The following is a 15,242-nucleotide window of genomic DNA, read 5'->3' as shown; positions in this document are numbered from 1 at the left end:
CTTCCCTTCACGTCTTTTTTATTTTAACCGAAAAAGTAATAAACTAAAACTTCATTAATAATAGAAACAAACCACATAATTGGGACGCCTCGTTTTAATAAATCTTTTGATTGGACTTTCATATAATCAAGTCCCCAAACATTCCACGATTGTGTAATTCCCGTTGAAACTGCAAGAAGTGCTGGCACATAAAGTAAAGGTAATAAAAATGCATCATTGAACAATCCAGTTCCCGAAAGAACTGCAGCAGTTGCAGCACCAGCACCCCAAACATGTAATGGGCCTCTAAATAAAGCAAGTGGCGCTAATATACCAAAGACAATAGCTAAAATTAAATGATCATGAGGTAGTATCATACTAAACATAGACTGAAATCTAACGGCATTCAATTGGGCGGCACCGGCGAACATAACTAATGCCATTAAAAACATAATTAGACCCGCGATATCACCAATTGCTTTTTGAATGGTACTATTCAAAAATTGAACGAAACTTTTGTACCCTTTCATATTGCCGGTCACAAGAATAGCAAACAACGTTGCTAATGTTAGTCCGGGGATGGCATCCCAACCAAATACCATATTCATCACAACAGGAATAATTGGGGCTATGAAAGCTATTTTAGGAATATGACGACTTTCATCATCTTGTTGTGTTTCACCAATTATTTTAAGATTGGCATCAACATTTTCCTGGGTAAACTTCTTACGATGTAGCACTAGGAAAATAACAACGGCAATCAATTGAACTGCCATTGCGGTCCATCCAAATATTAGATATTGACCGCCGTAAATGGCATTCGGAAAAAATGCTTTAATTTGATTGAATAAAACAACATTAATATACATGGGTGCGCCAATTGACATTACGAAGGCAGTCAAGGCAATATCCCTTGGAATACCAAGAGATAACATAATTGGGAGTAGAATAACCCCAATAGCAATGACAGAACCAACTCCGTATGCGCTTACAAATATAAACGCTGTAACGAAAACAATCAGAATTGCGGCTATCAAGGGACGTTTCTTCCCCACTTTTTTTGTTGCTTCTGAAATTGCGGGTGCGATTCCACTATCGACCAGAACCCTACCAAACCATGACCCAAATGCAATATAGATAATAGTTGGTCCATAGTTCAGAGCGGGCTCGGCAAAAACTTTTTGAACAGCTTTATCAAACGGAATTTGGCCAATAACAGACCATAGAATTGCCATTACGAAAAAACCAATCATAATATTTCCACCCTTTAAAATATAAACGATGAAGCCGACGAAAGTAACTAGTAACAGAATCGGTATTAGTGTTTCCATAATTTAGTCCTCGATTTCTTTTTTAAGTAGTGTAATTTGAGACTGAATAAGGGCTTTAGTATCCATTGGAAATTCAAGTGCAAAAGCCACATTTTTTGGTAAGTGTTTCAAAATAACACGCCAATTAAACATTCCTTCATCTAAATTTGCAGATGTTACTAAACTACCATTATTATTAATGACATTTTTTAAATGAATATAATCTGTATACTGCGATAATGAGTCTGCACTCTTAAGTGCATCTTGCTTCGTAAATGCCCAGTTACCAAGATCATAAACGTAACCGACTGGTATATCATGTTGTTTCGTACTCTCTAAAAATGTTACCAACGCCTCAACACTTCCACTTAATTCAGTTTGATCATTTTCAACATTCATCTTGATTTTATCTAATGGAAATGCGCTTAACGCCTGTTTTAGATTTCCTGTAAATGCGGCAAAATTTCCAACATTAAATTTAATTTTTTTTATGCCCATAACTAATCCTTCTTCAAAGTACATAGCTAATTTAGGATTTAACATACCATTGTCTAAAAATACTTGATCTGGGACACTATAATTTATTAATAGCTTATATTGCATCGCTTTTTTCGCAACAATTGGTAACTCTACCGCTAAATCTTTAAAATACTCACGTCTAACTTCAATACCATCAACGTCCAATTTTGAAACGCGATCAATTAGTTCGTCCTGCTTGACTCCATTTTTTACATCATTTTCAAAAATCCATGTATTTAAGATAACTGTCATTATTTTTCTCCCCCGATATTAATATTTATTGAGTTTCTTTACCCGACTCATCAATGTTTCAAAATTCATATCTTCAAATTTTTCTTCATTGTTGTTATCAAAATTTTCTCGTTCAATTTCGTTGAAATTTTCCGCTAAGTAATAGGCCGTTAAGTATGCAGCAAGAAAATTTTTTGCCGTTTTAACCATATTTTCGTCTTCAAACTTGGATTCTACAGTTGTTGAAGCAAACCCTAATGCAAATTTATCTACATCTAAAAAAGTTCTTTTATCCATTTTTAGCGCCTCCAATTAGTTTATATAGATGTCCTAAAATTAATTAGGTAAACGTTTACATGACATATTATATATACTTATTTTAAATAATGCAAGGGTTAAAATTAATTAAATTTCGAGAACTTTGGTAAACGTTTACACAACGGCCTTTTCAATTTATATTTCTTTACAAAAATAGACTTGCCATTAAAGGTAAGTCTATTTCCAATTGTCTATTTAAATTCAGCAGGAATAATTATTTTTTTATTTTCGGTCACTATCTCGCCGTTTAATTCATTCAACAATAATTCTGCTGCACTAGCACCCAATAGAAATGGGTTTTGATTAATTAATGATGTTCCCGGATTAATGGCTTTAATAACTTCAGTATCAGAAAAACCTGTCACCGCCACTTGTTGGTTAGCCATAAACCCGTCAGCCATAATTTTAGGCAAAAGGTGCAATAACCAGCGCTCTTTTAGTGCAAATATAACGGTTCTTTTATCATCGCGTATCAATGTATTCTTCAGCTTATCATAGGTATGACTTAATTTTGTATCTCCACTTGGTACCTCCATCAAAATGGCATCGGAACTTACGGACCTAATTCCGCTGTATCGTTCTTCTCGAGTCGAGACTCCAGATAACTCGCCAGTTATAACAATTACTCGCTCAAACCCTTGATTCATATAATATTTTGTTACCTGTTGGCTAATGTCAAAATTATTCGTGACAACGTTAGCTAAATTCGAATCGGATAGCTCACGATCAACAATAATTGTTGGTAGATTTCTTTTGACCGCAACTCGTAAATCCGCTTCTGTTTTAAGCATCGGTTGCATAATTAAGCCATCAAATGATTTTTCACCAATAATTTTAAGTATCCCTTGCTCTCTATTCTTGTCAGTGTCAGAATCAAACAAAACGGCTGTATAGCCTTGAGCATCCAGGATAGAGCTAATTCCCTTAAACATCTCAGTAGCAAAATAATCGTCTACATCTGCCACAATTGTGGCAATCATTCGACTTTTTTTTGTAATCATTTGGCGTGCAGCGTCATTAGGCACATAATTTAATTCCTTAATTGCAGCCTGAACCTTCAATGCAGTTTCTTTAGACATACGTTCTGTTTTCCCATTCAAAAAGCGTGACACAGTTGCAATAGACACGGTTGCCTTGCTGGCAACATCTTTTATATTCGCTTTAGTATTCATTTTTTCATCCATTCATTTAGATATTTTCATTCACACATCTATTATTGTTTCGTACTTACCGTACTTATATGTTACCATATCTCCCAATCTAAGAAGAAAAAAGTTAATAGCTCACAAAAAGAAGAGGTGATTCCACAAGAATACATGGAATCACCTCTTCTCCTTACTTCTTATTCTCACGTTCCGCTAGTTCGAGGTAACGATTGTACCAAATATCTATATATTCTTTAGAAAATGGCCCTTTCCCGTTATCTATCCAGTCCACAAGTGTTCGGACATTATACTTCAATATCTTATCGACATTGTCAGAATATTCCCACTTTTTCCCGTGTTCTGCATATTCATCTACATCCAATAACCGTTTCTCACCATCTGGAAAAACTTTGACATCTAAATCATAATCTATATATTTCAAAGCTTCCTTATCCAACGTGGCCGGTGAAGCCAAATTACAATAATAAGAAACGCCGTTATCACGTATCATGGCTATAATATTAAACCAATAGTGTTTATGAAAAAAAATAATTGCGGGTTCTCTGGTTACCCATCGACGGCCGTCTGCTTCGGTCACTAATGTGTGATCATTACACCCAATAATCATATTCTCACTGGTTTTCAACACCATCGTATCACGCCATGTTCGATGCAAACTACCGTCGTGTTTATAACTCTTTATGGTAATGAAGTCGCCTTCTTTAGGCTCCTTTGACTGATTACTCATCTCTACCAAAACCTACTTTCTAAACACGTAGTGCACTTTACATCGATTGCAAGAATAATTATACCAAAAAATAAGCCGTTTTACTAAAATTTATTTGAAGAAAGACTTAAATATCTATCCCAAATTTTCTGTTGCACTTTAGGAACCGCAATTTGATCAAAATCCTTCTCCAGAATGAATTCTCCTGGGAAATAACTTAAATCAAATGCCTTAGTTTTCACAACAAATAGATCAATTAACCATTTTTGATGTGTAAAGGTATGCTTAACCATTTGTCCTTCTAATGGCGAAAAGACGAGTGGTTGATTCAAGTTTTCTTGACTCCATTGATCTAATTTTATGACCAGTTCATCTGTTAATAATTCATCATCCGTTTTTTCTTTCAAATCATCAACTCTAAGTAACGGAAAAGCCAATAAATTGGCGAGCATCCCTTTACTAGAACGTTTCTCAAATAAAAAACCTTTGTCGGTTTCAATCACTAAAGCAGCATAGGCCATTTCAACGGGACGAGGCTTCTTAGATTTTACTGGAAATTCAAGTTCTTTCCCATCTAAATAAGCTTGGTTGAATCGCTTAACCGGTGAATACTCCGGATCAGGATTTTTAGCGGTCATGTAACTCGAGCCCAAATCCATGATTGCTTGGTTAAAATCACCAGGCCGTTCTTTAGAAATCACTTGTTGAATTACATGTTCAAAAATAACTCGAGTTTGTGGTTTCACAATATCGTCTTCAATCTCAAACAAACGTGAAAATACGCGAAATGCATTTCCGTCAACTGCAGGAACGGCCTCATTAAAAGCAATACTGGCAATAGCACCAGCCGTATATGGCCCAATGCCAACTAAATTTTGTAATTCATTGGCTGTTTGCGGCCATTGACCGGCGTAATCTTGAACAACCTGTTTAGCCGCCTTTTGCATATTTCGAACTCTCGAGTAATAACCAAGTCCTTCCCATGCCTTCAAGATTCGTTCCTCTGGTGCACTCGCAAAGCTTTCGACTGTTGGAAACCAGTCCATAAACCGTTCGTAGTAAGGAATAACTGTGTTCACTTGTGTTTGTTGTAACATGATTTCTGAGACCCAAATATGGTAAGGCTCATGATCCCGGCGCCAAGGTAAATCGCGCTTTTCGCTGTCATACCAAGTTAATAAGGTTTCTTGAAAGTCTTTAATTTTTTCGTCATCCCACATTATCATTCAAGTGCCTCATCTTGTTCTTTCAATTCAATATATTCATTAATATCGTCAAACTGGAACCCTTTTTGGAATAACCCCTGTTTAACTTTCATAGCACGTTGACTACCTTCTAACCCTCGTTGCCGTTTCCAAACCTTATCCCCTTGTTTAACAAGCGCATCCCACTCCGCTTCAGGATCCATCTCAAGTTCTAAGTTATCCATAATTTGTGTGACTTCATCAGATTTAAACCCTTTTGTCATTAATGCTTGGCGAACTTTATTAATTAAATTTCTAAATGATTGATCATGGTAATGTTTAACTAATTTCTCAGCTACTTTGATGCCATTTTCCAATTGTTCATCTACTGGAAATTCTTCTAGTGCTTCGTCGATGCTTTCAACTGCAACACCCTTTAACCGTAATTTCTGGCGAATAACCGTTGGCCCTTTATCAGACGTATGCATCATTGTCCGGACATAACTCTTGGCATATTCAAGATCATTGACTAATCTGAATTCATATAACTTCTCAATCGTCTCTTCAATTGCGTCTTCTGTAATTTCATGTTTCTTCAAGTAATCTTTTATTTCTTTAACCGTTCGCATTTGCGTTGATAAATAATTCAATGCTTTGGAATACGCTTTCGAACGATCATCTGCATCGGCGATTTGTTTAATTAATGCATCGTCCAGTTCCATTCCCTTTGCGAGATGAAACGAAATCAATACTTCTTCACCAATAGGGAAGGCATACTTCTCATCAATAAAGACGTTGTAGCGACCAACACGTTTCTGCGTGGTTATTTTTGTAATTTTTTTTGTCATGTGGACTCCTTTAAATGCTTATCTTGTTATTATATCTTTGAACAGCCAAAATGCCAATATTCCTGTGTTATAATAAGAAAAAAGCAATAAGGAGTTTATAAAAACTATGGCAGACAATCAAGAATTTGGAATAGAAATCGAAGCCGGTTCACGCTTCCCTCTAACTATTAAACGCTTAGGCATTAATGGTGAAGGAATTGGCTACTATAAACGTAAGATTACCTTCGTCCCTGGTGCGCTTCCAGACGAAGTTGTTGTGGCAGAAGTCACTAGCGTATCACCAACTTACATTAACGCTAAAATCCACAAAATCCGTAAACAAAGCCCCGTTCGTGTAGAACCAAAAGATTCAACTTATGGTGAAGTCGGTGGTATCGAATTAGAACATTTGAACTATCAAGGTCAGTTAGATTTCAAAAAAGATGTCATTGTTCAATCTTTAGAAAGATACAAACCACGCGGTTATGAACATTACGATTTAAAACCAACTATTGGTATGCAAACACCTTATGAATACCGTAATAAAGCACAATTCCAGGTTCGTGAACAAGACGGACATGTGATTGCCGGACTCTATAAACCAAAAAGTCATGACTTAGTAGATTTAAAAGAGTTTAGCACACAGCGTCCAACAACAATGCTTGTTATTCGTCATGTTGTTGCGCTACTAGAAGAACTTGAAATTCCTATCTACAATGAAGAAGCCAAATCAGGAATTATCAAAACGCTTGCCGTTCGCGAATCATTTGATACGGGTGAAGTTCAATTAACATTCATTACGAATTCATCAAAATTACCTAAGAAACGCGAATTAATCATGCATATTCTGGAAGAATTACCTATGGTAACCTCTGTCATGCAAAATATCAACAAAGGTGAAACCTCTCTTGTTTGGGGCGACGAAACAATTAATATCGCCGGCCAAGATTTCATTATGGAACGCCTTGGTAAAATGAAATTCAAATTATCAGCACGTGCTTTCTTCCAATTAAACCCGGTTCAAACTGGCGTTTTATACGACGAAATCAACAAAGCTCTTAACTTAGATAAAAATGAATCATTAGTTGATGCCTACTGTGGTGTTGGTACCGTTGGACTTTATGTTGCACATGGCGTTAAAGAAGTTCGTGGTATGGATACAACGCCTGAAGCAATCGAAGATGCCAGAGAGAATGCAATTCTTTCGCATCAAGAAAATACCACTTATGAAGTCGGTAAGGCGGAAGATATCTTGCCTAAATGGTTAGAAGAAGGTTTCGTACCAGATGCCTTAGTTGTTGATCCCCCACGTACTGGGTTAGATGATCAATTAATTGAAGCTATCAACAAGAGTCGCCCTAAAAAATTCGTTTATGTTTCATGTAATCCCTCAACGCTCGCAAAAGATTTAGAATTATTAACAAAATCATATCGCGTTGATTATATTCAATCAGTCGATATGTTCCCACAAACATCAAAAGTTGAAGCCGTCGTTAAATTATCACGTCGTTCTTCAGTCATTAGATAGTTTACAAATTAACAAAATAAATAAAACCTCTAATCCGCATATACTGTGGATTAGAGGTTTTATTTATATATTAATTCTTTTGATTTTTATTTGAAAAAGTAAAAATACCGATAAAAGAGCTAAGAACTAATAATACAGCTCCCATAATTGTGACATTACTTTCGCTAGCTTCACCTGTTTGTGGTAAAGTTTCAGAATTTAATTTATTGTTTGCGTTACCTGATTCTGCCATTGGAGCAAGTACCTTTGTACCAGTATTTGTTGTACCAGTACTTAGAGTATTTTCCTTGTTTGCATTACTTGTCCCGTTATTCGTGTTACCCGTTCCATTACTTAAAGTGTTTTCTTTGTTTGTATTGCCTGTTCCATTATTTGTTCCTGATCCTGTATTTGTGTTACCCGTTCCGTTGTTTGCTCCTGTGTTTGTATTACCCGTTCCGTTATTTGTTCCTGATCCTGTATTTATATTGCCCGTTCCGTTATTTGTTCCTGATCCTGTATTTGTGTTACCCGTTCCGTTATTTGTTCCTGATCCTGTATTTGTGTTACCCGTTCCGTTATTTGTTCCCGATCCTGTATTTGTGTCCTTAACAGTTACGACAGATGTGCCAGTGAGTACTTTACCACTCAGCGTATAAAACTCAAATGTTACTTTATAAACACCCGGTTTGTTTGTGTTAACGTTCTCACTATCTGGCCCTACCATTCCTGTTGACCCATCAGAATCAACCGCAGATACAAGTTTATTGTAATCTTCAGATGAGAACGTCTCTCCCTTCTTAAGGGTAATATTTTTAACGTTAAGTTTACTTTGATCCTTCAATACCGTAACATGAAGCTCGTTATCAATTATAGAATTATCACTGTCAACAAATGAATATACCACCGTATAAGATCCCGGTGTCGTGGTATCCAATTTTGACGTATCAACAGTTATTTTTGAAAAAGGAACATCTTCATTATTACTTTTAGTTGCACCCACAAAATACTGTTCGGGTGAAAATTCTTGATTTTCATAAATACTTCCTATCTCATGGAATGAAAAAGATGCTCCAGAATCACTAGAGACAAGAACGTAAACGTAATTAGATACTTCCGCGCCTTCTGAATTAGTAAATGAGTAATATATAGTAAAAGCATCAATGGTAATTTTACTTGTATCGATAGAGTAGTCACTCCCAACAGATTTATTAACGGTAGTTCCATCAGGATTATCAACTTGAACAGTTATTTTTGAATAATCAACATCTGATCCATCAACATCTGTTGCCCCTTTAAATAACTCACGTACATTTAATGCTTGTCCCTGCTTCGCCGTGTACCATACATTTGTTAACGAAACTTTAGAATGGTCCACGTAATCTTCATCGGTAGAATCTTGGTCATCTTCTACCTTATCGGATGTTGTCTTAATCTCAGTTTTCGGCTCTGCCGTTTTCGTAGATACCTTTTTATCTTCCATTTTTGTCGCCGTTGGGGCTATTTTATCTTCAATCTTCGGCTTCGTCGTTGGTGCTACTTTAGCTTTGGCCTTTGAATCCACCGTTGGTGCTGACGTTTTATTTTCTTTAGTTGAAGCCACCGTTGCAGTTGCTTCTGTTGTTTTTACCGGTTTTCCCACTGCACTGTCCGCTACTTTACTTACTGGAACATTACTATCCACTGCGGCTGCATTAATATTTTGTGTTGTCGACGCTGTTCCCAGCGCCAAACTCAAAATTCCAATTCCTGCTATTGCCCAAGTACGGCCTGTCTTGTACATCTTAAAATGAACCTTTGTACTCATTTCTTTCTGCTTTCCCATTAAATAGTTCTCCTCTTCCTACTTCTAAGTTTAGAAATAAGTACCTTAATCAAATTATTATAATCTGCCATAAAATATCGGCATATCCCTTGCATATAATAATCACCTTACCTATCCCCTTCACAGATTATACTATAAATTTTGTCAGTTTGTTCTACTATTAGTATCTTTTAATCTATTCATTTCATAATAATTATAACTAATAACCCGTATGTAACTCATTTTATTATAATGCAAAAAACAGTTCCGAATTTAAAAATTCGGAACTGTTTTAGCTTTAAAATGACAGTTCTGCCAATTTAAACATTTCTATTTATCGTAACGCGATTTAACGTAAAAGATAATCATTGATAACACACTTATTACCCAAGCTAATGCAACCACAACTAATCTCAATTTCGTTATCATATCTGAATGATAATTTAAGGTTAATGTATTTTCACCCTTCTTATCTGCTTTTACGGTAGGACTACCAATTGTTGATAATTTTACTTTATCCTTAGAAAGATTGTGCTCATTCAATGATAATATCGAATTTGAATAGACAACAATCGGTAATCTTTTAGACTCTCCCTTTGTTTTCGCATTCCATTTAACAATTAGTGTGCCATTTTTAACCGTCTTTTTTACATTTTTATGGTTAATTATTATTTCTTTCTCGTAGGTAGCATAACCGGTACTCGTTCCGGCATGGTATTTAGGCAAATAATCTGGTGTTGATTTTTCAACCATTTTTAACCCCGCGCCTAAATTAGGGCTAGTAAATTTATTCGTAATTTGTTTATTACTGTAATGGCCCGCATAATGAAGACCTGAATTCTTATAGATAGGCTGCTCACTATGCCAAAATTCGTTATGATTTTGGAGCGTTGAGTATGCTTGAATCAAGATCAATCCGCATCCAACCATTAATATAATTTCTAAATTTTTTCGCAAAGATTTAACCGATATAGTAGATAATGTTGAACCAAATCCGGCCAACAATAAAACCATTGCAAACCCATTAAAACGGTAAGGAAACTGTAAAAAACTTTGTAGCTGTGGAAAAATAGCTGACAATCTTGCCCAAGGTACTATATTCGAGGATAATATCAAAAATCCGGCACCTGTAATCGTGACTAGCTTGTTCGCTAATGAGACCGTCTCTTTTTTTGAAAACATAAACAATATCTGTAAAATAAAAATAACACTCATCACTAGTCCTAAATGACTGAAATCATAATTACCGGTTGAAATATTCATCGTCCATCCGGCCATATTAGGTTCAGCGAATGGTGAAAAAAGAGTATTCGTTGTAAAAACTTCCAGCATTGATCCCCAAACATTAAAAGTCAAAATCAACGCTAGTGCTCCTGCTAGAAAACACTTTACCAGGAGTTGGACTTTATGGGACGTTTTAAACATTCCTACTATAAAGAAAATAACTAACACAGAGATTGACATTAATGCACTTAAAACATGAACTTGGATAACCAAGGCAACAGTTAACGCCATCGGGACTATACCCAATTCTTCGCCATTATTCTTGATCATCTTAAGTCCGATCAGTACAACTAGTGGCATTAGCATGATGCCCCATGACATAAAGTTTTGGTTGGCCTCCCAGCCCGTAACCCAAAAACTACCCATAAAAAGAATTGCCATTAACAATGATATTTTTTTAGTTGATGCCATACTCCTAGATAAAGAATACATAGAGTATCCACTAATAAAAAATAATAAAAAGGAAGTAATAATTTGAAATTTCATCCAACTATGAACGGCTACTAATATACCGCCCAAAAGATAAGCAAATCCGGGACCATAAACCGCATTAATTATCCGGCCGCTTTGCTGAAATCCATAATTAGTCTGAAAATAATTAAAATCCCCTGTTTTATATTGCATATAAATATCGTAAATACGATTAAAATGAAATAACGAATCAGCACCTAATACTAAACTATGATTTAATACCTGGGGTAAAATTAAAAATAAACTGGTAATAAAGATAACAATAAATGGCATCCCATTTTCTTTTATTTTTTTTTGTATCATATTATCTTGGCTCCTTTTAAATTTTTTAATCTTACAATACTTTCAAATAAAAAAGGCTCAAAGTAATTACTTTCAGGGGGGTAATTTTTCACTCCTTGAAAGAAACATTACTTTGAGCACATTTTTTAATACTGCTCCAGCAGGCACACTATTAAACCAGCCAATTCAGTAATGAAATTATCAAAATATATCTTTACATCATCTGTTTTTTATTTACCAAAACGAACCGCTCTAGATGAGGCCCACATAGTGGTCCCATTAATTGAAACTCGATACATAGTACTTTGGCTACCACTATAGTCAGTAATAACCGCCTTCTGATTAACAACCGTCGTTTGATTTTTATACTTCTGCGCATTCCCTCGACTTTGTGAAAGAGCAACTGAATTATAAACATGACTACGTAAATCAGATGATACATCATTAAATCTTGCGGTTGTGTACATTCCTGAATATTCTACTGGTCTAAATTTCAATGCACGTCCATCTACCCAGTAGAGTGTTGACGTTCCAGCGACTCTAATTCGGTACCAAGTCGTCCCATCGCTTTTAATCCCAGTACAATCAAGGTAAACACGTTTTCCTGCTAATTTTGAAGCAGGTCCTTTATTAGCACTATATTCCGTATTTGATACGTGGTTATAAAGATCATATCCTGCACCAATTACTTGAGCTGACTCAGATCCTGTACCACCCGTATACTTAACAGTTGAATATCTTTCGTCAAGCCTATCTAAATGGTACTTACTAATTAGATTATTTAAAGAATTATGATATGCGCTACTTGTTGAATACTTTGAACTTAAAACCTTAGTAGCTGCCTTATAATCTTTTGCATTTTCACGCCAGACGCCAGAGTAATATTTAGAATCCCAACTCACACCATGACGCATATGATAAGCATAATCGTCAATTGAGGCCTGTGCTGAAGGATACTTTTTAAATTTTGAAACGGCATAATATGGTTTTCCTTTTTTATCGTACTCTAGAGACTTCTTGGAATACGATGCCCCGTAGTAACTGCCTTTAATCCCAAAATAATTATTTGCCTTTAGTGCCAACTCACTTTGCCCATAAGAACACTCTAAAATCATTTGCGCAAATGTCACCGAAGAATATAAATTATTTTTTTGCGATGTACTTTGCACACTGGCTGACATCTTATTAATAAAATCATCCGTTTTACTTGCCTCAACAACTACTTCGCCGTCCCCAATTACTGGCAGACTTACAATTCCAACCCCAACACACGCAACAAAAGCCGCAGTCATAAGCTTAACTAATTCCTTTTTTTTCAACGACATACTCCCCCTATTTGGTTTTAAAACATAACTTTAATTGTACCAAAACATATGCCTCAATGATATATTATTTAATTACAATTTAATTACAGTTTAGCAATAACATCAGCTAATTAAACATCTTTTTCAAGAGATAAATTATTTATTAATTAATATTTAACCTATTTCTCGATTCCAACAGAAAAAATGTTGAAATTTGTTAACTTTGTGTTATCATTTTAAATGATTTATCAATATTTTAAATCATAATTATTTTAGCCCATTAATTTATTCAAAATATCAATAATCAAATAATATTTTAGTGTTTGTATCACCCTCCATCTTACATGACAATGTCAAATTAAAAGCACTCAAAGTAACCCTCTTTACGATATATAATCAATTGACATGTAATTGTAAATAATCACTTTTATTTTTTATATTACATTATTCGGAGCAACGTACACAGGTACATAATTACTGTACCTATACCATTTAAATAAACATTCTGGGGAGCTAATCAATTGAAAAATATTTTTATACATTTTAAGAAACAGGGAACCATATTTAGTGTCATTTTTGCAGTGAGTTTCTTTTTAGTTCTTCCTCAAATTTTAAATCACAGTCTAGTGTTAGGTACTGATTCCTTGTTCCATTTCAATCGTATTTACGATGCATACATGCAATTTAAAACAGGAAACTTCAGTTATTTTCAATCTAATTATGGATTCCAACAAAGTGGACGTATTGTTAATGCTTTATACGGCCCTGGATTTGCTTATTTCTTAGGAGGTTTACTATTAGCCGTCCATAGTTGGATTAAATTTCAAATTGTCACTTCTTTTTTAATTTTCTTTGTTAGTGGTTATTCAATGTATCTTTTATCCAGAGAAATGGATTCTACCAAGAAAATTTCTTTACTTACGGCAGCTCTTTTTATGGGCAGCTTATGGATTACACGTTGGTCGACTTCTCAAAATTTTATGGCTTGGGGAATTTCCCTGATGCCTTTAATCGTTTTAATGGGAACCAAAATGATTAAAAATAATTCTGAAGGATTACGCATTATCCCTTTTGCGTTAGTCGTTTCAGTACTTATTCAAGTTCATCTAATAAGTGCTTTAATGTCGGTTGGCGTATTGGCTATTTTCTTCATAGTTGGCTTTTTAAAAACGAACCAAAAAGTAAAACTTCTCTCAAAATGTTTCTTTGCGGGTCTGTTATCACTCGTTCTAACATTTAATGTTTGGGGTGCCTTACTTGATGTCTTCTCAACAAATAAAGTCTACTCGCCATTTGGTAACCTGAATATGTCGGCAGCAACAATGAATTTGTCAACGGATAACGCAACGTTTACCCAAATTGGTTTAGTTATGAGTATTATATTCATCTTACAAATAATTTGGTTATTCATTAAAAAAGATACGTTAACGTTAACTAATAAGGTCGTCACAGTGTTAGGTATCATATTCTTAGTACTGTCTTCAAACCTTCTCCCGTGGACGTCGATAGGTAACTCATTTCCAGAGATACAACACATGTTACAATTTCCTTATCGATTTGAGGGATTTGCTTCAGTCTTATTACTGGCTGGTTTTGGCGCGACCGTCTCAACGCTTTCAGCTAACGATTTCAGAAAATATTTTGAATTAATAATGACGGTAGGTAGTGTTTTAATGCTTGTTCAATTTTATCTGGCAATTCAATTTGATAATCAACTATGGAATAGTGAACATTCCGTAATCTCCCTACATGATACTTATTTTGCAAAAAATACAAGTAATGATCAAATTACTAATGCTTTTACTGGCCCTAATTTAGATGCCGGATTACTTTTAGTTACAAAACCAACGTCCGATTATCTTCCTAACAATCGCGTTCTAAGTAAGAGTCCTGATGCTGACTATCGAAAAGATATGATTTCAAATGAAAAGTCTAAGGTTACTAAAATTGTAGATCATAATGGCGATTTAACCCTTAGTTGGAACGCAAAAAAAATCGGTGATACCATTTCGTTGCCAATAGTAATATACACGAACTCATCCGTTCAACTTAACGGCACGAATCTCAATCAAAATAAAATAAAACTATCAACTATGGGTAAGCCAACCATAAATTCAACAAAAAATGGCATAAATTATTTAAAAATTGGGTATCATTCAAAAATAATTACTAAATCTAAACTCACAATTGTTATATTAGCTTGGATAATTAGTGGCTTAGCCATTATTGTACTACCCTTTACCACCCATAAAAAACATTAATAATAGGATAGGTAATCTTTCACTAACGCGATGTTAATGAAAGATTACCTATTTTTATTAACATCAATAATAATTATCAACATCTCTAA

12 protein-coding genes are annotated in these 15,242 nt (G+C 35.0%); 2 read left to right on the top strand and 10 right to left on the bottom strand.

The window, feature by feature from the left end; genetic code table 11:
• Positions 1–23: 23 nt before the first annotated feature.
• The 7 genes from N0K73_RS04010 to recX all read right to left on the bottom strand — a co-directional run bounded on the left by N0K73_RS04010 (position 24) and on the right by recX (position 6,261).
• Positions 24–1,310, bottom strand: a complete 1,287-nt coding sequence (locus N0K73_RS04010; protein WP_112250425.1) for a gluconate:proton symporter — start codon at positions 1,308–1,310, stop codon at positions 24–26.
• 3 nt (positions 1,311–1,313) lie between these two features.
• Positions 1,314–2,060 (bottom strand): sugar phosphate isomerase/epimerase family protein, encoded by a 747-nt coding sequence (locus N0K73_RS04005; RefSeq protein WP_112250427.1) that lies wholly within the window; start codon positions 2,058–2,060, stop codon positions 1,314–1,316.
• An 18-nt stretch (positions 2,061–2,078) separates the two neighbouring features.
• A complete protein-coding gene (locus N0K73_RS04000; protein WP_057973656.1) occupies positions 2,079–2,336 on the bottom strand; it encodes a hypothetical protein in 258 nt (85 codons plus the stop codon).
• 212 nt (positions 2,337–2,548) lie between these two features.
• Positions 2,549–3,529 carry a LacI family DNA-binding transcriptional regulator gene (locus N0K73_RS03995; RefSeq protein ID WP_181647380.1) on the bottom strand — a complete coding sequence of 327 codons (981 nt, stop codon included), beginning with the start codon at positions 3,527–3,529 and terminating at the stop codon, positions 2,549–2,551.
• A 163-nt stretch (positions 3,530–3,692) separates the two neighbouring features.
• On the bottom strand, positions 3,693–4,250 hold the full coding sequence (gene ntdP / locus N0K73_RS03990; RefSeq protein WP_112250431.1) for a nucleoside tri-diphosphate phosphatase: 558 nt from the start codon (positions 4,248–4,250) through the stop codon (positions 3,693–3,695).
• Between the two features lie 83 nt (positions 4,251–4,333).
• Positions 4,334–5,455 carry an A/G-specific adenine glycosylase gene (gene mutY, locus N0K73_RS03985; RefSeq protein WP_112250433.1) on the bottom strand — a complete coding sequence of 374 codons (1,122 nt, stop codon included), beginning with the start codon at positions 5,453–5,455 and terminating at the stop codon, positions 4,334–4,336.
• Positions 5,452–6,261 carry a recombination regulator RecX gene (gene recX / locus N0K73_RS03980; protein ID WP_112250436.1) on the bottom strand — a complete coding sequence of 270 codons (810 nt, stop codon included), beginning with the start codon at positions 6,259–6,261 and terminating at the stop codon, positions 5,452–5,454. Before recX ends, mutY begins: the two co-directional genes overlap by 4 nt.
• 106 nt (positions 6,262–6,367) lie before the next feature.
• Between recX and rlmD the strand changes: the two genes are divergently transcribed.
• The gene (gene rlmD / locus N0K73_RS03975) at positions 6,368–7,768 is read left to right on the top strand and encodes a 23S rRNA (uracil(1939)-C(5))-methyltransferase RlmD (protein WP_112250438.1); all 1,401 of its coding nucleotides are present in this window, start codon (positions 6,368–6,370) and stop codon (positions 7,766–7,768) included.
• Between the two features lie 70 nt (positions 7,769–7,838).
• Here the strand turns inward: rlmD and N0K73_RS03970 are convergent, their stop codons facing one another.
• The 3 genes from N0K73_RS03970 to N0K73_RS03960 all read right to left on the bottom strand — a co-directional run bounded on the left by N0K73_RS03970 (position 7,839) and on the right by N0K73_RS03960 (position 12,907).
• The gene (locus tag N0K73_RS03970; protein WP_112250447.1) at positions 7,839–9,572 is read right to left on the bottom strand and encodes a KxYKxGKxW signal peptide domain-containing protein; all 1,734 of its coding nucleotides are present in this window, start codon (positions 9,570–9,572) and stop codon (positions 7,839–7,841) included.
• A 309-nt stretch (positions 9,573–9,881) separates the two neighbouring features.
• Positions 9,882–11,609, bottom strand: a complete 1,728-nt coding sequence (locus N0K73_RS03965) for a 6-pyruvoyl-tetrahydropterin synthase-related protein (protein WP_112250449.1) — start codon at positions 11,607–11,609, stop codon at positions 9,882–9,884.
• 209 nt (positions 11,610–11,818) lie between these two features.
• Positions 11,819–12,907 carry a glucosaminidase domain-containing protein gene (locus tag N0K73_RS03960; protein WP_181647382.1) on the bottom strand — a complete coding sequence of 363 codons (1,089 nt, stop codon included), beginning with the start codon at positions 12,905–12,907 and terminating at the stop codon, positions 11,819–11,821.
• 506 nt (positions 12,908–13,413) lie between these two features.
• On the opposite strand from N0K73_RS03960, the gene N0K73_RS03955 reads away from it, so the two are divergent.
• Positions 13,414–15,153, top strand: coding sequence for a 6-pyruvoyl-tetrahydropterin synthase-related protein (locus N0K73_RS03955; protein WP_112250453.1), 1,740 nt, complete (start codon positions 13,414–13,416; stop codon positions 15,151–15,153).
• Positions 15,154–15,242: the final 89 nt, after the last annotated feature.

This window comes from Dellaglioa algida (assembly GCF_030127605.1).
Classification (GTDB): Bacteria; Bacillota; Bacilli; order Lactobacillales; family Lactobacillaceae; genus Dellaglioa; species Dellaglioa algida.
Note: the sequence above shows the minus strand (reverse complement) of the source record. Positions and strands in the feature narration are given on the sequence as shown.